Source organism: Bifidobacterium sp. LH_449 (assembly GCF_056356755.1).
Genome location: NZ_JBKEUV010000001.1, coordinates 401312 through 422894, shown reverse-complemented (window position 1 = coordinate 422894; position 21583 = coordinate 401312). Strand labels below are relative to the sequence as shown.

Sequence of the window (21583 nt, the reverse complement as noted above, 5' to 3'; positions counted from 1 at the left end):
CGGGTCAGCGGTATTCATCCCATTCGGGGGAGGGGAACAGTATCTGTTCGGCCCTATTCCAGAGTTCCGGCATGGTTTCATGCGAATTGGTCAGCGACTGTATCTGCACGCCGTCCATGATGAAGAATGCGGTGACGATGAGGTCATGCAGCTGTTCCTGCGAGCGATATCGTTCCGGCAGTCTCCAGTCAACGGACATCATATTATTCAATACGATATCGTGGCGACGCTGATAGAAATCGTGCGCGGGGTGTTGCGGGTCTCCCGCTTCGACGGCCAGTTTCATGAACAGCATGACCATATTCGGCCGCTTTGTGTTCTCTATGACCACGTTCCGCAGCACGGTGGGAAGGCTGAAGCCTCCGTCGTCGCCGACGTCGATCGAGTTGACGCCATGGAAGACGTCAAAGCCGTCGTAGAGCGATTCGATGACCATGGACAGCAGCTCTTCGCGGTTATGTACGTAATGGTTCAGTCCGGGCACCGTCATTCCGACGGCGTCTGCAAGAGCCTGCATGGGGAATCCGTAGGAGCCGTAGCGGGCGATCAAAGTCGCTGCCTCTTGGACGATGAGGCTGCGCCGTGCTTCGGGTGACATGCGTGTGCGCTTGTTGATGGGGCGGTATCCTTCTCCCTGCGACGGCATTGGTATCCTCTCTTCACGGTACGGATTCGAGCGTACCACGTGTTGGTCGCGTCCGGCCAGCGCGGCCGTTCTTTCGATAACACGCCGATTTGTTATCTTATATCTTTAATATATAAGATATAGACGGGTCGGGATGATTCCCGACCCGAACGGCCTCGAGTCCTTGGTGATGTAGCCATGGGCGCACTGAGAGGCGTTGTCTGACAGGTATCAAAGAAGAGTTGTAAAGGAGACTCCATGTCACGGAATATCGGTGAGACTCGCGATGCCGAAATCGGAGGCGGGACGTTGTCCAGAATATCCAAATTGCGTTTTTGCATTGCGTTTTTCGTGTTTTCGTTTTTCTGGATGATGGCATTGCAGATCGTCGCCGCGGTCTTGCTGCCCCAACGTCTTGCGATCATCGCCCCGGATGACAAGGACGCGATTTTCGGCGTGCTGAATTCCGCCACGGCTTTGGCGTCGTTGCTGGCCAATTTGGTCGTGGGCAATCTGTCCGATCGTACACGTTCCGTTTTCGGGCGGCGTGCGCCTTGGATCGTTGCAGGCGGCGTCATCGCCGGCGTATCGCTGTTTCTGATCGGCGTGCTGCCGGATGGCTTCACCATCGGAGTAAGCTACTGCCTGGCAATGGTCGGTCTCAATATGATGATCGCGCCGGTCGTCGCATCGTTGTCCGATCGCGTTCCGGAAGCCCTGCGTGGCACGATGTCCGCGTTCATCTCGGCGGGAACGCTGTTCGGCTCCGGTCTGGGACAGGTGGTGGGCGCCCAGTTCATCACCGTTCAGCTGCCGGGATTCGTGCTTTCCGGCGTCGTCATGGGCGTTTCTGGCGTGTTGACGGTAATCCTGTGGCCGCGTGAGAAGTCCAGTATGGACATGCCGAAGCAGAAGGCCGACTTCAAGGGCATGCTGATGAGCTTCCGTCCTCCGGTCAAAGGCGCTCGCGACTTTTGGCTTGCCTTCGCAGGACGTTCCCTCCTGCTGTTCAGCTATTACATGATTCTCAATTATCAGCTGTATATCCTGCAGGATTACATTGGACAGAGCGTTGAGGATTCCGCCGCCACGATTTCCACCATGAGCGTGGTCCTTATGGTCGTCTCCCTGATATCCTCTTTGTCGGCTGGTCCGATATCCGACCGGATCGGGCGTCGCAAGGTTCCGGTTCTCGTTGCCAGTATTTTGTTGGCCATCGGCTATGCGCTGCCGTGGTTGCTGCATAATCCAATGGGCATGATCCTGTTCGCGGCCATCGGCGGCTTCGGCAACGGCATGTATGGTGCGGTCGATCAGGCGCTGAACGTGGATGTGCTGCCGAATAAGGAAGAGGCGGGTAAGGATCTGGGTATACTGAACATCGCCACCACGTTGGGGCAGATGGTCGGTCCTATCGTGACGTCGGCGATCGTGGTCGCCACTGGTTCCTACGAGTTGGTGTTCCCGACCGCCATCGTGATGGTGCTCATCGCTTGCGTGTTCATTATGTTGATCAAGAAGGTCAAGTGAATTCCATGGTCATCTGTATCGATCCGAATCGTGAAATAGGCGTCATCAATCCGAAGCTGCACGGGCAGTTCATCGAGTTTCTCGGCGAATGCATCGACGGCGGATTGTGGGTGGGCCCGGATTCTCCCATCGACAACGAGCAAGGCTATCGCAAGTCGACGTTGGATGCTTTGCGCGCTCTTGAGCCGCCGCTGATACGGTGGCCTGGCGGCTGCTATGCCGACACCTATCATTGGCGTGACGGCATTGGTCCGCAGGACGAGCGACGCACCACATTCAATGAGAATTTCGCCACCTATGAATTCGACGACCACTCCTTCGGCACCGACGAATTCCTTCGTCTATGCGAAATGCTTGGCGCGGAGCCGTGGGTCAACGTCAACATGTTGTCGGGCACCGTGGCGGAGATGAAGGATTGGATGGAGTACTGCAATCGCCGGCAGTCCACCGATCTGGCTCGCGAGCGCGCGAGCAACGGCCATGCCGAACCGTACGGCGTCAAATATTGGGGGCTTGGCAACGAAGTCTGGGCCGGCGGCGGCATGATGACCCCGCAGACCTATCTTGACGAATACCGTCGCTTCGCTTCGGCCATGCCGAGCTTTACTACCGACGTGTTCGCGGCATCCGACATGTATGCGATCGCATGCGGTCCCGACGGCAACAAGCCGCGCGAACGTGTGCAGTGGACCCGCGATTTCTTCCGTGGCCTCGCCGAATACCGTCAGCCGCGCATCAACGGTTACGATCTGCATTTCTACAATTGGAACATCGACGATGACGCTGATACTCCGACCGAATTCGATGAGGCCGGATGGGATCGTGTCATCAACGGATGCCTCGAATTGGAGGATATCCTGCGTGATCAGTGGCGACTGATGAACGAAGGCCTCGCTCTGATCCCCGAGCCGGAAACGTCGATGGACACCAAACTCGATCATATCGACCTGATCATCGGCGAATGGGGAAATTGGCACAAGACCGCGTTCTTTGCTCGCCCGGCACTCAAGCAGCAGGTGACGATGCGCGATGCGGTCACCACGGCGTTGACGCTTGACCTGTTGCAGCGTAACTGCGACAAGGTGACGATGGCCTGCAACGCCCAGACGATCAACGTGCTCAATTCGCTGATTCTGACCGAAGGCGATCGGACGATTCTGACTCCGAACTATGACGTGTTCATGATGTACAAGGGACATCGTGGCGCAGTCGCATTGGATGTGCCTCGTTCCGATATGCAGGATGACGGGGTGTTTGTGTTCGCGTCAAAGTCCGGCGATGGCAATGAACTGCTGGTGAATCTGACCAACGCGCATATGACGCAGGCCGTGCAGGCCACCGTGGAACTCCCCGTCGGCGCGCGTGTGACGGACGTGCAGACATTGGCCTCCGATGACCCGCACGACTGCAATACCGTTGAACATGCCGATCTGGTGCGGGTTCGCGATGTGGCGGTCGACGACGCCGTGACGGTTCGGGACGCTGGCGATGCAACAGAGGCGACCGTTCGTCTGGCTCCGGCTTCGGTGAACGTATTGCGCGTCGTGTTGGGATGACGTCATAGTTCATAGCCCGTGTTCCCTTTCCTTGGGCACTGAAGGCGGGATGTCGGTCAAGCGGCATTGTCGTGACGGACGTTCCGCCTTCTTCGTGTAGGTCGGACATTGACCGTTTGTCCTCAATATGGATTTTTTAACACGCCGATATTGCCGTTTGCGGGGAAGAGCTATATCATACTTACCGAATGGTTATTAGATAGAGGTGGTTGATGTCTAATAGCGGTCGGCGGACGGCCACGGTGTCGTGTGTTGAATGCCGGGAAGCTGCATCGATGCATCTGTTTGTGACCGTAGGCTCAAGAATATGAAAGGATTCAATGGTGAACTCTATGTCCGCTACGAACGCACTGCAAAGCAAGGAGGAGCGGCTGGCCGCGTATAACGCGAACGTCGCGGCCGCCGAAAAGGATCCGACGCTCTCTCCGGCCACGGGCGCCCCGTTGAGCAAGGCCGAAGTGGGACGTTTCGGCGCAGGCTTCCTGCTGTTCGGCATTCTTTGGATGAGCGGTCTGGGCATCGTGTCCGCCGTGCTGCTGCCGGAACACTATAAGAGCATCGAAGGCATTCAGCCGGAGGCGCTGCTGGGCATCGTCAACGCGGCGACGGCCGTCGCCTCGCTGGTGTCGAACCTGCTGTTCGGCAACTTCTCCGATCGTTCCCGCTCCAAGTTCGGCCGCCGTACGCCGTGGATCCTGTTCGGAGCGGTGCTTGGCGGCGTGACGCTGTTCCTGACCGGCACCACCACGAATCCCGTGCTGCTGACCGTGTTCTACTGCGCCTGCATGTTCGGCCTGAACTGCATGATCGCCCCTCTGGTCGCCATTCTGTCCGACCGTGTACCGTACGGCATCCGCGGCACCATGAGCGCGTTCTACGGCGCCGGCTCAACCATCGGTTCGCCCATCGGCACGATGATCGGCGCGTTCTTCATGGGCAACCTGCTGACCGGCTTCGGCGTGGCGGGCGTGCTGATGTTCCTCGGCGGCGTCGTCGCCGTGCTGGTGATGCCGAAGGAAGCGCCGGCGGACTTCCTGCCCAAGGACGAAGGCACGTTCCTTGATGTTCTCAAGAGCTTCCAGCCGCCGCGCTTCTCCACCGCGCATGATTTCTACAAGGCGTTCGCCGGCCGTTTCTGCATGCTGATCAGCTATCAGATGATCTTCACCTACCAGCTCTACATCATCCAGAACTACGTCGGACAGAGCCAGGAGGAATCCGCTGTCACGATTTCCGTGATGTCGTCGATCATCATGGTCGTCTCCCTGATCGGCACCTTCATCTCCGGTCCGGTCTCCGACTTCATCGGACGCCGCAAGCTGCCCGTCATCGTCGCCTCCGTGCTGTTCGCCGTCGGCATCGCCATGCCATGGATCATGCCGACCGCCACCGGCATGTACCTGTTCGCAGGCATCGCAGGCCTCGGCTATGCAGTGTACTCCGCAGTCGACCAGGCGCTGCTCGTGGACGTCCTGCCAAGCAAGGAGGAAGCAGGCAAGGACCTGGGCATCCTGAACCTGGCTACAACGTTGGGCCAGATGTGCGGACCGGTCATCATGAGCGCCATCGTGCTGAACTTCGGCTACGCATTCGCGTTCCCGGTCTCCATCGCGCTCGCCCTCATCGGCTGCGCGTTCATCATGGTCATCAAGAACGTCAAGTGATCCAATGGTCTTGGCGGGAGGAATGAAAATGGCGGGGAAATACATCAATGGCGTGAATCTGGGCAATTGGCTCGTCCTGGAAAAATGGATGAACCCGGCCCTGTTCGACGGCACCACGGCGGAGGACGAATACTATCTGCCCACACAGCTTGATCCGGAAACCTACAAGGCCCGTATCGCCACGCATCGCGCCGAATACATCACCGAGCGTGATTTCGCCACCATCAAATCATGGGGCCTCAATTCGGTGCGTATTCCCGTGCCGTATTTCATCTTCGGCGACCGCGCCCCGTTCATCGGCTGCGTCGATGAGCTGGACAAGGCGTTCAACTGGGCGGAAAAATATGGTCTGAGCATCCTCATCGACCTGCACACGACCCCGATGAGCCAGAACGGCTTTGACAACGGCGGCATTTCCGGCGTATGCAAGTGGGCGCAGCTCGCGGACGAAGTCGAATTCGTGCTGTCCGTGCTGGAGCGCCTCGCGCGTCGCTACGGCGGACGCACTGCACTGCTGGGCATCGAAATCGTCAACGAGCCGAACACCACCTCCTCCTGGGAATCGATGAACGTGACCGAACGCTACAAGGCGGTCGATCCGGAACTGGCTCAAGGAAGCGCGCCGATCGAATTCGACTGGCTCAAGGACTTCTACGTCACCGCATACCATCGTCTGCGCGACGCCGACCGCGGCGCGCTGCCGGAAGACAAGGCGGTGGTTTTCCACGACGGATTCGACATCCGCATGTGGAAGGACTTCATGCGTGACGGCGAAGAATTCCGCAACGTGATCCTTGACACGCATCAGTATCTGATGATGGCCGAAATGAGCGGCTGTCCGCAGACCGCGGAAGGCTATGACGAATTCGTCCGCACCGTATACGCGCCGATGATCGAGGAAATGAACGAATGCCTCCCGGTGATCGTAGGCGAATGGTGCCTGTTCAACTCGTTGGGCTGCGGCGTGGACACGCATGGCGGGCAAAGCGTGCTCAACGGTGAGGAAGGCGCCCAAGCCGAAACGATGTCGGTCGAAGCCAAGCGCGACCTGTACCGGGCGCTCGCTGAAAGCCAGCTCAAAGCGTGGGCCAAGGGCGCCGGACATTATTACTGGAACTACAAGCTGCTGACGGACACGGTCAACACTCCCGGCTGGATCGGCTGGGATGCGTGGGACCTTGGCCGTTGCGTGGCGCAGGACTGGTATCCGGTCAACCATAAGTGACACGCATGTAGCCGTCGGCAGAGCGCCGGCGGCTACATGCCATATTTTATGCAAAGCGAAGGCATCCGGCCTCGCGGCGCAAAGGAGAACATCATGCTGCATAATCCGATTTTCCCCGGGTTCAATCCGGATCCGGCGATCTGCCGCAAAGGCGACGACTATTATGTCGCCGTCTCCACATTCGAATGGAAGCCGGGCATTCCGGTCTACCATTCGAAGGATATGAAGCATTGGGAACTGCTCACCCATGTGCTGACCGACGATAACGGGCCGGACCTCACCAAGCTTCCTTCCGCCAAGGGCATTTGGGCCCCGTGCCTGACCTATTGCGAGGCCGAAGACATGTTCTACGTCATCTACGGCGTCATGAATTCGATGAACGCCCGCTACTTCGACGTGGACAATTACCTGATCAAGTCGAAGAGCATCGAAGGCCCGTGGAGCGGACCGGTCTACTTGACCTCCTCCGGCTTCGACGCCTCCATCCTGCATGATGACGACGGCAGGAAGTACGTCGTCTCGTTGGAGTGGGAGACCCGCGAAGGCTACGAGAAGCCGGGTGTGATCTGCTGCGTCGAATACGATCCCGAAACCAGGCATGTGGTGGGCTATCCGAAGCGCATCTGGCGCGGCGCCACGGATCGCGGCTGCATCGAAGCGCCGCATCTGACCAAGCGTGACGGATGGTATTACCTGATGTGCGCCGAGGGCGGCACCGGCTACAACCATGCGGTCACGATGGGGCGTTCCCGTAACGTGTGGGGTCCGTACGAGCCCGATCCGAACGGTCCGATCGTCACGTCGCAGCCGGTCGAATCGAACGAACGCGCCGACGACGACCATCTGAAGCCGCGCTATTTCAATCCTGATTCCGTCCTGCAGAAGTCCGGGCACGGCAGCTACGTCGACCTGCCGAACGGCGAAACATATCTGGTGCACCTGACCTCGCGCCCGTTCGTGCCGGAACTGCGCTGCACGCTCGGTCGTGAAACCGCCATCCAGAAGGTGCATTGGACCGAGGACGGCTGGCTGCGCATGACGGACGGATCGAATCTGGCCAAGCTGGAAGTGGAGGAGCCGGATCTTCCGGACGTGCCGATGCCGGCGATTCCGTCGCTCGACGATTTCGACCAGCCGCAGCTGGGCAATTGGTATTACTCGCCGCGCATCATGCCGACTTCGTTCGCGAACGTGACCGAGCGTCCGGGCTGGCTGCGCATACGTGGCCAGGAATCGTTGGCTTCCCTGAACCGCACCAGCCTGGTGGCCCGCAAACTCACCGGCGTCTATGGCACGGTCACCACGAAGATGGAGTTCTCGCCGGAGGTCTATCAGCATGCCGCCGGTCTGACGATCTACTACGACAATATGAACAACGTCTTCCTGCGCAAGTATTGGTCCGAAACGTTGGACAGCGCCGCCTTGTCGATCGTGCGCTTGGAGAACGGCGTGAAGACCGAAATGCTGGACACCCGCGTCGCCGTCGACGACAGGCCCGTGTATCTGCGACTGAACGTCGAAGGCCGCCGCACCTGGTTCGAATGGGGCTACGATGCGGAGCGTATGACCAAGATCGGGCCGGATTTCGACACGACGACCTTCTCCGACGAATACTGCAAGTTCGGCGAATTCACCGGCACGATGGTCGGCATGGCCGTCACCGACGCCGCGTTGCATGAGCGCACCGCGGACTTCGATTTCTTCGATTACGAGATCGACGAAACCAAGCCGGTGGCCTAGCATGGCTGCCTGATGCGGCGGCCTGTCCTGGTGTGATCCCTGTGCTGCTGTTCCGTGTGATGCCGTTTCGAGGCTCTCAATGGGATGGCGGCGCGGGGACCGCGTTTGATGTTGGCGAAGGGGCAATGGGACGGCGATGCGGGGATCGCGGAAGAGACGGCGGAAAGGGAGTGGGATAGACTGACGGGTATGCCGATGAACAGCCGATCCGCGCAGCCAGCCTCTGCGCCCGCTCCGATAAAACGTGTTCGCAAGGCGCCCCAGGAGCGGCGGCGTGAAATCCTGGACGCGGCGGTCCGGCTGATTTCCGAGCGCGGCTACAACGGCATCTCCATCCAGGACGTGGCCGACGAAGTGGGCATCACCAAGCAGGGATTGCTGCGTTATATCGGCAGCAAAGACAACATGCTGTCGATGGTGTATCGGGATAATTACAACGTCGCCGCCACCGTCGAGGATTTCATGCGATCCGGACTGCCCGGCAGCGCCGCCGACGATCTGCGGTTCCCCGCATATCTGCGATATCTGGTGCACTGCAATTCGCAGCGTCGCATGCTGGTGCAGCTTTTTTCGATGCTGCAGGTCGAATCGTTCAATCCGGCTCATCCTTTGCATGACGAATTCGAAGGCCGTCTTGCCGGGATCTGGCGATACTATTCGTCCTTCGATTGGCGCATCCCGTCGCAGGTCGGCTCTTGGGACGGCAACATGCGGCCTGTCGTACGGCGTGCCATGGAGTCGATGGATGGTATGCAGCTGTGCTGGCTGAGGGAGGACGGCGTCGACCTTGACGATGAATGGCGTGCTTTCGAGATGATGATCTTCCCTTCGCCGTTGTGGGATGATTTTCGCTGATTGACGGTTATTTGATCGATCATTCGTGTCGTGTCCCCCTTGTTTCGTGCTAAACTACCGACTGGTAGTTAAAAATATTGATCTTCAGCGAGGAAGGCGAAGCATGGCACAAGAAGCATTGCCCTACAAGAACCCGCAATTGCCGGTCGAGGAGCGCATCTCCGACCTGCTCGGACGCATGACGTTGGAGGAAAAGGTCGGGCAGATGATGCAGCTCGACGCGCGCAGCGGCGACTTGGAAGACCTCATCGTCAACAGGCATGTCGGCTCGATCCTGCATACCAGTCCGGAGGACCTGCCGCGTGCGGTCGAAATGGTCAACGGCAAAACCCGTCTGAACATTCCGCTGGTCATCGGCGACGACTGCATTCACGGCTACTCGTTCTGGCCGGGCGCCACCATCTTCCCCGAACAATTGGGCATGGCCGTCAGCTGGGATTCCGAAAAGATCGAGGCCGCGGGCCGTGTAACCGCCGAAGAGGTCTCCTGCACCGGCGTGCATTGGACGTTCTCCCCGGTACTGTGCGTCGCGCGAGACACCCGTTGGGGCCGTGTCGGCGAAACCTTCGGCGAAGACCCGTATCTGATCGGCGAACTCGCCTCCTCCATCGTCAAGGGCTATCAGGGTGGCGCCAAGGCCGGAGAGCCGCTCGCCAAGGACGCCATCCTCGCCTGCGCCAAGCATTTCGCCGGATATTCCGAAACGCAGGGCGGACGCGACGCCTCCGAAGCCGACCTTTCCCACCGCAAGCTCGAATCCTGGTTCCTGCCGCCGTTCGAACGCGTCGCCAAGGAAGGCTGCGGCACGTTCATGCTCGGCTACGAATCCATCGATGGCGTGCCCGTCACCTTCAACAAGTGGCTGTTGAGCGACAAACTGCGCGGCGCATGGCACTATCAGGGCACGCTGATCACCGACTGGGACAACGTCGGCCGTTCCGTATGGGAACAGAAAATCAAGCCCGACTATGTGCATGCCGCCGCCGACGCCGTCAAGGCCGGCAACGATCTGGTCATGACCACGCCGCAATTCTACGAAGGCGCCATCGAAGCGGTGAAGACCGGACTGCTCGACGAATCCCTCATCGACGCAGCCGTGTCGCGCATCCTCGCGTTGAAGTTCCGCCTCGGCCTGTTCGAAGACCCGCGTCTGCCGGACGCCGAACGCATCAAAACCGTCATCGGCTCCGACGTGCATCGTGGCGTCAACCTCGACCTGACCCGCGAATCCGTCGCGCTGCTGCGCAACGACGGCGCACTGCCCTTCAATGCGGCCGCAGCCAAGCGCATCGCCGTCGTCGGGCCTCTCGCCGACGACGCGCAAACCCAGCTCGGCGATTGGGCAGGAAACTCCGGACAGGTCAACTGGATGCCCGAAGGCCACCCGCGCAACCTGATCACCACCGTGCTCGACGGATTCAGGCGGCTCGCCGGCGACGACGCCGAAATCACCTATGCGCGCGGCGCGAACATCGTCGACCTCGTGCCCGATCCGGAAGGCGAATTCTACCCGGATGGCCAGCCCCGCCCGCATGTCGCGGTCCCGGCGGCGGTCGACCAGCGGCTGCTCGATGAAGCGGTGGCCGAAGCCCGTGAAGCCGACCTCGTCGTCGCCGTCGTCGGCGACGACATCCAGCTTGTCGGCGAAGGCTGCTCCACCGCCACGCTTGAACTGCAGGGCGGGCAGAACGCCATGCTCGACGCACTGGGCCAGGTCGCCAAGGAAACGGGCAAGCCCTTCGTCGTCGTGCTCATCAGCTCCAAGCCGCAGGTACTGCCCGCATCCGTCATCGGCAACATGCCGACCGCGGCAAACGTGCTTGCGGACGGAAGCATTGCGAAGCGCGGTGAGGGCGCGCTTGCGGATGCGTTGCTGTGGGCTCCGAGCCCGGGCATGGAAGGCGGCCGCGCCATCGCCGAAATCATTCTGGGGCTGACCGAACCGAGCGGCCGTCTGCCGATCACGTTCCCGCGCCATGCGGGCCAGCTGCCCGTGTACTACAACCAGATCCGTGGCCAGCACGGCAACCGTTACGCCGACCTGACCCAGGATCCGGCATTCGCTTTCGGCGAAGGCCTGAGCTACACCAGCTTCGCCTACGGCGAGCCGGAAATCACGAACGGCGATGTCTTCGGCGAATCCGACACCGTGCATGCCCGCATCGAACTGACGAACACCGGAGAACGCGTCGGTACCGAAATCGTGCAGGCCTACATCAGCGACGTCGTCACCTCATACAGCTGGACCGACCGCGAATTGAAGGCGTTCAAGCGCGTCACCCTGGGGCCGGCCGAAAGCACGACCGTCGAATTCGACATTCCGGTCTCCGCCTGCACGATCGTCGACCCGCAGGCCGAACGCATCGTCGAGGCGGGCGAATTCGAGCTGCTCATCGGCCATTCAAGCCGCCGCGAGGATCTGAAGAAGGTGGCTTTCACCGTCGCATGACATCAGTCTTGGCGGTGTCGCTCGCTCAGTGATGCCGCCAAGCCCGCAATGGCGGAACATGTCGTTTCGATGTTGCGCGCCGCCTGCGCAAGCAATGCCGGCAGGTCGGCCGCGCCCGGAGCGATGCCGAACACCGCGCAGATGCCGGCGTCACGCAGTCGGCATCTGACGTCGCCGTCGTCGGCGATTCTGCCGCCGACGGCGACGACGGGCGTGCCGTGATTGCCGGCCAGTTTCGCGATGCCGCTGATCGCTTTCCCCCGTAATGATTGCGCGTCGATGGACCCTTCGCCGGTGATGATCAGATCGGCCCATTCGCAGGCCCGGTCGGCATCGCAAATATCAAGGACGAAATCAATGCCGGAAACGATTTCGGCATGCAACAGTCCCAGCATGCCGCCCGCCGTGCCGCCGGCCGCTCCGGATCCCGGAACGCTGCGAATATCACGGCCGTTATATCGCAGCAATATGTCGGCGAGATTATTCAACGCATCATCCAACAGTGCAACCTGTTTTGCGTCGGCGCCCTTCTGAGGGGCGAACACATGTGCCGCGCCCAACGGGCCGGTCAGCGGATTGGTCACATCGCACGCCAGCGTGATCGGCAGCGAGCGGATTTCATCGGGCACCATCGCGTCATCGATATGCGACAGATGAATCAGCGAAGCGCCGCCCAACGGCAGATCATCGCCGTAATCATTGAGAAAACGGTATCCCAGCGCTCGCGCCAATCCGGTGCCGCCATCCGTCGTCGCACTGCCGCCCAATCCCAAAACAACGCGTTGCGCCCCGGCCTTGACGGCGTCGCGGATCAGCTCGCCGGTGCCGAACGTGGAGGCGGCAAGCGCATCGCGATCATGTGGCGCGATACGCTCCAGGCCGCTTGCGGCAGCCAATTCGATGACCGCGGTGCGCGTCGGCGTGTCATGATCCGCCGCATGATCCGCGTCATGATCCGCACTGTGATTCGTTGCGGGGGAGACGTTGCCGAGAAAACCGTACCGCGTCTGGATCGGACGCCCCAGGGCGTCATGGGCGTCGGCAAAACGAATCTCGCCGCCGGTGGCTTTGACCAGCGCCTGCGTCAATCCTTCACCGCCATCCGAAAGCGGCAGCAGCCTGCATTGCGCATCGGCGTCGGCGCCCATAATGCCTTTACGCATCGCTTCGGCGGCCCCATCCGCCGACAGCGACTCCTTGAACGAATCAGGGGCAAGCAGATAACGCATAATCCACCTTCTCTCACCAAAGTAAAGCCATCGCAGGAAGAACAAAGCTCCGGCGGCATCGCCGTCAACGATAATCCTTTTGCGGAGAAAGAAAAAATGACACTGCAGTTGACGCCGAAACAAAATCGGCGCGTAATGGTGTGTGCGGCAACGAGGATATGCAATCTCGCCGCCGCACATGTTGCAGGGACTGACGCTCGAACAAGGCGCATTGGTCGTATCCGGCGTCATGTTCGGCGCGGCCATCGGAAAGGCCTCCATCGGCATCCTGCTCGACAGGGTGCGGACATCGCTGGTTCTTATTGCCTATTCCATCATCGGCATGTGCGGCTGGGGCATGATGGCGTTCGTCACCGCTTCCGTTCCGGCCATTGCTGCAGGCGTCATGGCCGGCTTCGCTATGGGCGTCGTGCTCGTCGCCCTGCCATGGGTCATTCGCAAGGCGTTCGGCCAGCGTGACTACGGCGAAATCCTTTCCATCATCTCCATGTTCGGATCGGTATTCTCCGCCATCGCCGTCACCGTGCACGGCACGGTCTACGACATGACCGGCTCCTACCTGCCGTCCTTCATCGGCAACGTCATCATGACAGGTGTTGCGGCGGTCTGCATGGTGATCGGCTATCGCATGCGTCCATTCAAGAAGAACGAATAAGCAGAGTCTTCACCTCCGTCAGCGATACCCCTCCCACATCGGCAAAGGGAACAGCGCATCCTCACAGTCTGCCCACATGGCGACCAGATCCTGGCCGGGGCGGCGCAGCCAACGCAATTGAACGCCGTCCATCGCACACAAACCTGTGCGCAATATCTGATCGACATCGACGCCCTTGGGCGTGGCCCAACGAATATTGCGCGCATATTCGACGGTATCGCGCTCGCGGGCTTCGAAATAGGCGTGGGCGGGATGGTCGGGATTCAGCGCTTCGGCGCTGAGCGTGGAGAACATGTGCACCAGGGCGGGACGCTTCGCGTTGACGGCGACGATGTGGCGGAACATTTCGCTGATCAGCGGGCGCTGTTCCAGCGCCATGTCGGCGATGATGCGTTCGGTCACCTCGTCGTACATTTCGTTGAGGACCAGATTGAGCAGGCCCTCCTTGCTGCCGACGTAATGCAGCACGCCCGCCTTGGTGAGACCGACCTGTGTGGCGATGCGTTGCAGGGAAGTACCGTAATAGCCCATGGTGCCGAAGCCTTCGACGGCAGCATTGAGTATGGCGGTGCGGCGGTCGGCTTCTCCGGCGTTCATTGCGCGGTTCCTTTCATGGCAGTCAAGATAGCTTCACTGTATGATCGGTTAGTTTATTATTCAAAGTTTTTCGGCGTGTTCTTGAGACTGCTTTGATAAAGTGCCTACCAATCGGTTAGTAAGGGTTCGGGGTTGAATCCTGCCGAGCATCGGAAGCGAGGCGTAATGAGTGAAAACATATATCCGTCCGTCAAAGATCTGACACTCGAAGAAAAGGCGTCTCTGACCTCCGGCAGCGATGCGTGGCATCTGCAGGGCGTCGAGAACAAGGGGATTGAAGGCTACATGATCACCGACGGCCCCCATGGGCTGCGTAAGTCGCTGGCCGTTCAGACCGGCGACACGGATCTGAACGATTCCGTGCCGGCGACCTGCTTCCCGCCGGCTGCCGGTCTGGCCAGCTCGTGGAATCCCGAACTCATCCGCAGGGTCGGCGAAGCCATGGGAGAGGAGTGCATTCAGGAGAAAGTCGCCGTCATACTCGGTCCCGGCGTGAACATCAAACGCAACCCGCTGGGCGGACGCTGCTTCGAATATTGGAGCGAAGACCCGTATCTGGCCGGCCATGAGGCCATCGGCATCGTGGAGGGCGTGCAATCCAAGGGCGTCGGCACATCGCTGAAGCATTTCGCCGCCAATAATCAGGAAACCGATCGCTTACGCATCAGCGCCAACATTTCGCAGCGTGCGCTGCGCGAAATCTACCTGCCGGCATTCGAGCACATCGTCAAAACCGCCCAGCCGTGGACCATCATGTGCTCCTACAATCAGATCAATGGAGTGCATTCGTCGCAGAACCGTTGGCTGCTCACCGACCTGCTGCGTGACGAGTGGGGCTTTGAAGGCATCGTCATGAGCGATTGGGGCGCGGTGCACGATCGCGTCGCGGCGCTCAACGCCGGCCTGAATCTGGAAATGCCACCGAGCTTCACCGATGATGAAATCGTCTATGCCGCCAAGGATGGCCGTATTTCCGCCGAACGGCTCGACCGCATGGCGCAGGGCATGATCGATCTGATCGACAAGACCCGTGACGCGATGAGCGTCGACGGTTATCGTTTCGATGTGGATGCGCATAACGAGGTGGCGCGACGGGCCGCCGTCGAATCGATCGTCATGCTGAAGAACGACGACGGTGTTCTGCCGGTCAAGAAGGATGCCAGGATCGCCGTCATCGGTGAATTCGCACGCACTCCGCGTTATCAGGGCGGTGGTTCCTCTCATATCACGCCGACCAGGATGACAAGCTTCCTCGATGCGCTCGAAGAGCGGGGCGTCAGCGCTTCCTTTGCGCCGGGCTTTACTCTGGATCTTGAGCCGTCGGACCCGGCGATGGTGGCCGAAGCGGTGAATATCGCTGCAGACGCCGACGTCGTGCTGCTGTTCCTCGGACTGCCGGAAGCCGCGGAATCCGAAGGCTTTGATCGCACCGACATCAATATGCCGGCCAAGCAGATCGAGCTGCTGCGGGCCGTCGCCGCACGCAACAAGAACATTGTGGTCGTGCTGTCGAACGGTTCGGTCGTTTCCGTGCATCCGTGGGCCGATCAGGCCAAGGGCATCCTGGAATCCTGGCTGCTCGGCCAGGCCGGAGGCCTCGCCCTGGCGGACGTGATCTTCGGCGACGTAAGTCCGTCCGGCAAGCTGGCACAGGGTATTCCGATGGATATTGACGACGATCCGAGCATGCTCAACTGGCCGGGTGAGGAAGGTCACGTCGACTACGGCGAAGGCGTGTTCGTCGGCTACCGTTACTACGACTCGTACGGCAAGACGGTAGACTATCCGTTCGGCTACGGCCTGAGCTACGCGACTTTCGGCATCGATGACGTCAAGGTCGCCAAGACGGGTGCGAACACGGCGGAAGTCGTCGCCGTCGTCACCAACACTTCCGACGTGGACGCCGCGGAAACCGTGCAGGTGTACGTCGCGCCGGGCAAGGCCGATGTGGCCCGTCCAAGGCATGAGCTCAAGGGGTTCAAGAAGGTCTTCCTCAAGGCGGGGCAGTCCGCCGAAGTCCGCATCGAGCTGGATGAGCGCGCATTCGCATACTGGTCGGAGCGTTTTGACGGTTGGCACGTCGAAGCCGGCGAATACGGCATCGAAGTCGGCGTCTCGTCGCGTGACATCGCCGCGAATGTGACGGTCGTGCTTGACGGCGATGGCAGGACCCTGGATCTGAACGAATGGTCCACGTTCGGCGAGTGGAAGTCCGACGCGATCGGAAGCAAGGCGGTGGCGGCGATGCGGGCCAAGGGCGAGGCCGGCGAACTGGCGGCGCTGCCGGACAACGACATGACGGCGATGTTCATCGATTCCATGCCGGTCAATAGCCTGGCCGCGTTGCTCGGCGAATCGGGCAAGGAGCTGTCGAAGTTCCTGCTGGAGGAATATTCGCGGCTGCGTGGCTGAGGTCGGCGCGATCCGGCCTGTCCGCCGACCGGCCGATGCCGGAGGCGTGAATATGTAAGGACGCGGAACCCGTATGACGGGCCGCGTCCTTTTACTGTCCAAACGTAGGCGTGCCACTTCGGGGGCCGCGGCCGCCGGCGCGCGGATGGGATGAAGGCAACACGCCGATTGTTGTATTTGCAACTGTTGTATGTGAGTCGTATTATGATGCTTTGTTGCATATACAACTAAGGGGAGATGTATGGACCAACATGTTCTCAGTCTCGAACTACGGGCGCTGAGCAGGTCCATGAACCGCTACCTGGCGGAAAGCATGCCTGATTCCGCACGCATCGCGACCGGTGGAAACGCGAACATCATCATGTTTCTGGCCCGCAACCGCAACGTGGACGTGTACCAGCACACCATCGAACAACGGTTCGGCGTCACCCGGTCCACGGCATCCCGTGTTCTGGCGCTGATGGAGGGAAAAGGGCTCATCACCCGCGAACCCGTAGCCCATGATGCCCGCTGCAAACGCATCGTGCTGACCGAAGAGGCCGACGCGATTGTCGCCGACCTTATGGAAAACGGCAGCCGCGTGGAGGCGCAGCTCGTCAACGGGTTCACCGAACAGGAAAAAGAAGCGGTTCTGGACTATGTGCTGCGCATGCGCGAAAACATCGCCCAAGCGCAACGCGATTTCGCTGCTGCGAAAACGAAATCCGCAGCCAATGAGACAGGCCATCAAACGAACGACGAAATAGAACGAGAAACGCAGAAGGAGGAAGACAAGTGAGCAACACCGCTGCAACCAAACAGACGGCGCGCGGCAGTGAGCCGGCACGTCCGCGGCACATCATACGAACACTGGGCAAATCGCTTCGCGAATACAAAAAGGCCAGCCTGCTGGCGCCGCTGTTCGTCGCCATCGAAAGCATCCTGGAAATCCTGATCCCGACCGTCATGGCGACGCTCATCGACCAGGGAATCACCGGCGGCAACATGTCGGCCATCATCAAATTCGGCGTCATACTGCTGTTGTGCGCCGCGGTATCGCTGGCTTCCGGCTTCCTCGCAGGAAAATTCGCAGCCATCGCGGGCGCCGGCTTCGCGAAGAACCTGCGTCACGACCAATTCAAGAAGGTGCAGGAATTCAGCTTCACCAACATCGACCGCTTCTCCACCGGCTCCATCATCACGCGACTGACCACCGACGTGACGAATCTGCAGATGGCGTATTCGATGATGGTGCGTATGGGCGTGCGCGCGCCGATCATGGTGGTCGTCGCATGGATCTTCTCGTTCCGCATCAGCCCGTCCATCTCCATGGTCTTCCTCGCATGCATCCCGATCCTCGCCATCGGCCTGTGCGGTCTGGCCGCATTCGTCCACCCCGTGTTCGAGCGCGTCTTCCACACATACGACGAACTCAACAGCGTGGTCGACGAAAACCTGCAAGGCATTCGCGTCGTGAAATCCTACAATCGCGAATCCCATGAAATCGGCAAGTTCAACGCGATCTCCCAGCGCATCTTCAAGGACTTCATGAAGGCCGAACGCGTCATGAGCTTCAACAGCCCGATCATGATGATCTGCGTATACGGATCGATGCTTCTGATCTCCTGGATGGGCGCGCAGCAGATCGTCGCCTCCGGCAACAACGCCGCATTGGGCCTGACCACGGGCGACCTGACCGCACTGGTCACCTACGCCATGCAGATCCTGATGGCCATGATGATGCTGTCCATGATCTTCGTCATGTTCATCATCTCCCAAGCGTCCGCCGAACGAATCTGCCAGGTCCTGCAGGAGGAAAGCACCGTCACCAACCCGGACAAGCCGGTCAAGGAAGTCGCCGACGGATCGATCGACTTCGAACACGTCGACTTCCGTTATTCCGACAGCTCCGAAAAGCCGGTCCTCGACGACATCGACCTGCACATCGCGTCCGGACAGACCATCGGCATCGTCGGCGGCACGGGCTCCGCGAAATCCAGCCTGGTGCAGCTCGTGCCGCGCCTGTACGACGTGACCTCCGGATCGCTCAAAGTCGGCGGCCGAGACGTGCGCGAATACGACATGGAAGCGCTGCGCGACCAGGTCGCCATGGTATTGCAGAAAAACGTGCTGTTCTCCGGAACCATCGCCGAAAACCTGCGTTGGGGCAACCCGAACGCCACCGACGAGGAGATACGCCACGCATGCCAGCTGGCCCAGGCGGACGGATTCATCCAGGAATTCCCCAAGAAGTACGACACGTACATCGAACAGGGCGGCACCAACGTCTCCGGCGGCCAGCGCCAGCGTCTGTGCATCGCCCGCGCCCTGCTGAAAAAGCCGAAGATCCTGATCCTCGACGATTCAACCAGCGCGGTCGACACCAAGACCGACAAGCTGATCCGCTCCGCCTTCCATAACGAAATCCCGGACACGACGAAGATCATCATCGCCCAGCGCGTCGCTTCCGTGCAGGACGCCGACATGATCATCGTCATGGACAACGGACGCATCATGGCGCACGGCACCCACGACGAACTGCTCGCCACCTGCGACGAATACCGTTCGATCTACGAATCCCAAACCAAGAACCAAGGCCAGCCGGAAGGGGAAGGAGAAGCACGATGAGCGAAAAAGAACCATTCAGCGAACGCAAGCCCGGCATCGGCAAAGCCGCGCCCGGCACCACCAAGCGCATCTTCGGATACATTCTCCAATACAAGCTGCACGTCGCGCTCGTCGTGGTCTGCATCCTCGTCGGCGCCGCCGCGCAAGCCGGATCGGCGTTGTTCCTGCAGTCCCTCATCGACAGCTACATCCTGCCGCTGGTCGGCGCGGACAACCCCGACTGGGGGCCGCTGGTGCGCGCCGTCAGTCTCATCGGATGCCTCTACGCCGCAGGCATCTTCTGCAGCTGGCTGTGGCAGTGGCTCGTCGTCGCCGTCGAACAAGGCACCCTGAAGAAGATCCGCGACGACATGTTCGCGCATCAGCAGAGCCTGCCGGTCCGCTACTTCGATGCCAACGAGCACGGCGATATCATGAGCCATTACACGAACGACACCGACACGCTGCGACAGGCCATCAGCCAGTCGTTCCCGCAGATGCTCGCCTCCGCGGTCTCCTCGTTCGCGGCGTTCATCTCGATGCTGTGGCTGTCCGTGCCGATCACCGCATTCGTGCTCGTCTTCACCGTGCTGCTGTTCGTCATCGTACGCAAAGTCGTCTCCCGCTCCGGACGCTACTTCGTCAAACAGCAGAAGGAGCTCGGCGACGTCAACGCCTTCGTCGAAGAGGCCGTCAACGGACAGAAGGTCATCAAGGTCTTCAACCACGAAGACGCCACCCAGGCGACCTTCGACGAAAAGAACGAAGCGCTGTTCGAGGCTTCGGCCGAAGCGAACACCTGGGGCAACGTCACCATGCCGATCGTCGGCAACATGGGATACCTGCTCTACATCCTTCTGGCGATCGTCGGCGGCGCCATGGCATTGGGCGGCGTCGGCAACATCGGACTGTCCGGCACCGGCACGCTCACCCTCGGCACACTGGTCTCCCTGCTGACATTGAGCCGTTCTTTCATCAACCCGCTCGGCCAGGTCTCCATGCAGTTCAACATGGTGATGATGGCGTTGGCCGGCGCATCGCGCATCTTCGCGTTGATGGACGAGCCGTCCGAAAGCGACGGCGGAACGGTGACGCTCGTCAACGTCGAACTCGGCGAAGACGGCCGCACCATGACCGAAGTCGACCATGAGACCGGCCACTGGGCATGGAAGCGCGAACCCGGCGACGACGGCACCCGTTCGCTCAAAGCCGCCGAAAAGCTCAAGGGCTCCGCCCGTGAAGTCGCATTGAAGGCCAAGGAACAGGCCATCACCTCGCCCGACGGCCGTCTGACCCTGCTGCGCGGCGATGTGCGCTTCACCAACGTGACCTTCGGCTACAATCCGGACAAGCCGGTGCTGCACGACATCACCTGGTTCGCCAAGCCTGGTCAGAAGATCGCGCTCGTCGGCGCGACCGGCGCCGGCAAGACCACGGTGACCAACCTGATCAACCGCTTCTACGACATCCAGGAAGGCCAGATCCTGTACGACGGCATCTCCGTGCGCGGCATCCGCAAGCCGGACCTGCGCCGTTCACTGGGCGTCGTGCTGCAGGACGTGAACCTGTTCACGGGCACCGTGATGGACAACATCCGATACGGACGACTCGACGCCACCGATGAGGAATGCATCGCCGCGGCGAAACTGACCAACGCGGACGGCTTCATCCGCATGCTGCCCAAGGGCTACCAGACCGTGCTCGAAGGCGACGGCTCCGGGCTGTCGCAAGGCCAGCGCCAGCTGATCTCCATCGCACGCGCCGCAGTGGCCGACCCGCCGGCGCTGATCCTGGACGAAGCGACCTCGTCGATCGACACCCGCACCGAAGAAGTGGTGCAGGCCGGCATGGACAACCTGATGAAGGGACGCACCGTGTTCGTCATCGCACACCGCCTGTCCACCGTGCGCAACTCCGACGTGATCATGGTGCTCGACCACGGCCGCATCATCGAACGCGGTTCGCACGACGAGCTGATCGCGCTCAAGGGCGAATACTACCAGCTGTACACCGGAGCGGTGGAACTGGAGTAGTTTGCTTTGGCTGAGGCGGCGCTGAGGCGGCGCCTCGCGTGCATGAGAGGGGAGGGGCTTTCCGCAGGGATTGCGGGAGGCCTCTCCTTTTTTGGTTTTGTGAGGGGGCGCTGCGGGCGGGAGTCAGCGGCATTTGGCATGTATTTGGCCAATTGTGCGGTGCCTTCCGACCTTGTTGTCTTTTATCTGACACTTTTGGTCGCAACATGCCGTGTATTGCGACCAAATGTGCTACCTACCTTTGTTGAATGTGGCATGATTGGTCGCAACATGCCGTGTATTGCGACCAAATGTGCCACATGCTTTCGTTGTAGATGGCAGGATTGGTCGCAATGTGCCGTGTGCAGCGACTCAAACTGCCACCTGCTCTCGTTGAAGGTGGTAGTTTGAGTCGTTTACATGATTCGAAGACCCCCTTAAATAGTTA

15 protein-coding genes are annotated in these 21583 nt (G+C 60.3%); 12 read left to right on the top strand and 3 right to left on the bottom strand.

Annotation, left to right across the window (positions count from 1 at the left end):
- Positions 1 to 4 precede the first annotated feature (4 nt).
- Positions 5 to 646, bottom strand: coding sequence for a TetR/AcrR family transcriptional regulator (locus tag AC1AX7_RS01705; RefSeq protein WP_476508356.1), 642 nt, complete (start codon positions 644 to 646; stop codon positions 5 to 7).
- A gap of 237 nt (positions 647 to 883) precedes the next feature.
- On the opposite strand from AC1AX7_RS01705, the gene AC1AX7_RS01700 reads away from it, so the two are divergent.
- The 7 genes from AC1AX7_RS01700 to AC1AX7_RS01670 all read left to right on the top strand — a co-directional run bounded on the left by AC1AX7_RS01700 (position 884) and on the right by AC1AX7_RS01670 (position 11644).
- The gene (locus AC1AX7_RS01700; protein ID WP_476508355.1) at positions 884 to 2155 is read left to right on the top strand and encodes an MFS transporter; all 1272 of its coding nucleotides are present in this window, start codon (positions 884 to 886) and stop codon (positions 2153 to 2155) included.
- Between the two features lie 5 nt (positions 2156 to 2160).
- Positions 2161 to 3711 carry an alpha-N-arabinofuranosidase gene (locus tag AC1AX7_RS01695; RefSeq protein WP_476508354.1) on the top strand — a complete coding sequence of 517 codons (1551 nt, stop codon included), beginning with the start codon at positions 2161 to 2163 and terminating at the stop codon, positions 3709 to 3711.
- Positions 3712 to 4043: 332 nt separating this feature from the next.
- Entirely contained in the window at positions 4044 to 5375 is a 1332-nt protein-coding gene (locus AC1AX7_RS01690; protein WP_476508353.1) for an MFS transporter, read from the top strand.
- A gap of 28 nt (positions 5376 to 5403) precedes the next feature.
- Positions 5404 to 6600, top strand: a complete 1197-nt coding sequence (locus tag AC1AX7_RS01685; protein WP_476508352.1) for a glycoside hydrolase family 5 protein — start codon at positions 5404 to 5406, stop codon at positions 6598 to 6600.
- A 93-nt stretch (positions 6601 to 6693) separates the two neighbouring features.
- Positions 6694 to 8340: a glycoside hydrolase family 43 protein gene (locus AC1AX7_RS01680; RefSeq protein ID WP_476508351.1), complete on the top strand. Its 1647-nt coding sequence runs from the start codon at positions 6694 to 6696 to the stop codon at positions 8338 to 8340.
- Positions 8341 to 8529: 189 nt separating this feature from the next.
- Positions 8530 to 9195: a TetR/AcrR family transcriptional regulator gene (locus AC1AX7_RS01675; RefSeq protein ID WP_476508409.1), complete on the top strand. Its 666-nt coding sequence runs from the start codon at positions 8530 to 8532 to the stop codon at positions 9193 to 9195.
- A 103-nt stretch (positions 9196 to 9298) separates the two neighbouring features.
- Positions 9299 to 11644 (top strand): glycoside hydrolase family 3 N-terminal domain-containing protein, encoded by a 2346-nt coding sequence (locus tag AC1AX7_RS01670; protein WP_476508350.1) that lies wholly within the window; start codon positions 9299 to 9301, stop codon positions 11642 to 11644.
- 2 nt (positions 11645 to 11646) lie between these two features.
- Here the strand turns inward: AC1AX7_RS01670 and AC1AX7_RS01665 are convergent, their stop codons facing one another.
- Entirely contained in the window at positions 11647 to 12873 is a 1227-nt protein-coding gene (locus tag AC1AX7_RS01665; protein ID WP_476508349.1) for a glycerate kinase family protein, read from the bottom strand.
- A 178-nt stretch (positions 12874 to 13051) separates the two neighbouring features.
- Here AC1AX7_RS01665 and AC1AX7_RS01660 point away from each other — a divergent pair, with 178 nt between their 5' ends.
- The gene (locus AC1AX7_RS01660) at positions 13052 to 13528 is read left to right on the top strand and encodes an MFS transporter (RefSeq protein WP_476508348.1); all 477 of its coding nucleotides are present in this window, start codon (positions 13052 to 13054) and stop codon (positions 13526 to 13528) included.
- An 18-nt stretch (positions 13529 to 13546) separates the two neighbouring features.
- Here the strand turns inward: AC1AX7_RS01660 and AC1AX7_RS01655 are convergent, their stop codons facing one another.
- A complete protein-coding gene (locus AC1AX7_RS01655; protein WP_476508347.1) occupies positions 13547 to 14125 on the bottom strand; it encodes a TetR/AcrR family transcriptional regulator in 579 nt (192 codons plus the stop codon).
- Positions 14126 to 14290: 165 nt separating this feature from the next.
- Here AC1AX7_RS01655 and AC1AX7_RS01650 point away from each other — a divergent pair, with 165 nt between their 5' ends.
- The 4 genes from AC1AX7_RS01650 (at position 14291) to AC1AX7_RS01635 (ending at position 21156) form a co-directional block, all read left to right on the top strand.
- Positions 14291 to 16537, top strand: coding sequence for an exo-alpha-(1->6)-L-arabinopyranosidase (locus tag AC1AX7_RS01650; protein WP_476508346.1), 2247 nt, complete (start codon positions 14291 to 14293; stop codon positions 16535 to 16537).
- Between the two features lie 241 nt (positions 16538 to 16778).
- Positions 16779 to 17315 (top strand): MarR family winged helix-turn-helix transcriptional regulator, encoded by a 537-nt coding sequence (locus tag AC1AX7_RS01645; RefSeq protein ID WP_476508345.1) that lies wholly within the window; start codon positions 16779 to 16781, stop codon positions 17313 to 17315.
- Positions 17312 to 19144 (top strand): ABC transporter ATP-binding protein, encoded by a 1833-nt coding sequence (locus AC1AX7_RS01640; protein WP_476508344.1) that lies wholly within the window; start codon positions 17312 to 17314, stop codon positions 19142 to 19144. The genes AC1AX7_RS01645 and AC1AX7_RS01640 overlap by 4 nt, the downstream gene beginning before the upstream one ends.
- Positions 19141 to 21156: an ABC transporter ATP-binding protein gene (locus tag AC1AX7_RS01635; RefSeq protein ID WP_476508343.1), complete on the top strand. Its 2016-nt coding sequence runs from the start codon at positions 19141 to 19143 to the stop codon at positions 21154 to 21156. Before AC1AX7_RS01640 ends, AC1AX7_RS01635 begins: the two co-directional genes overlap by 4 nt.
- The last annotated feature ends 427 nt before the right edge of the window (positions 21157 to 21583 follow it).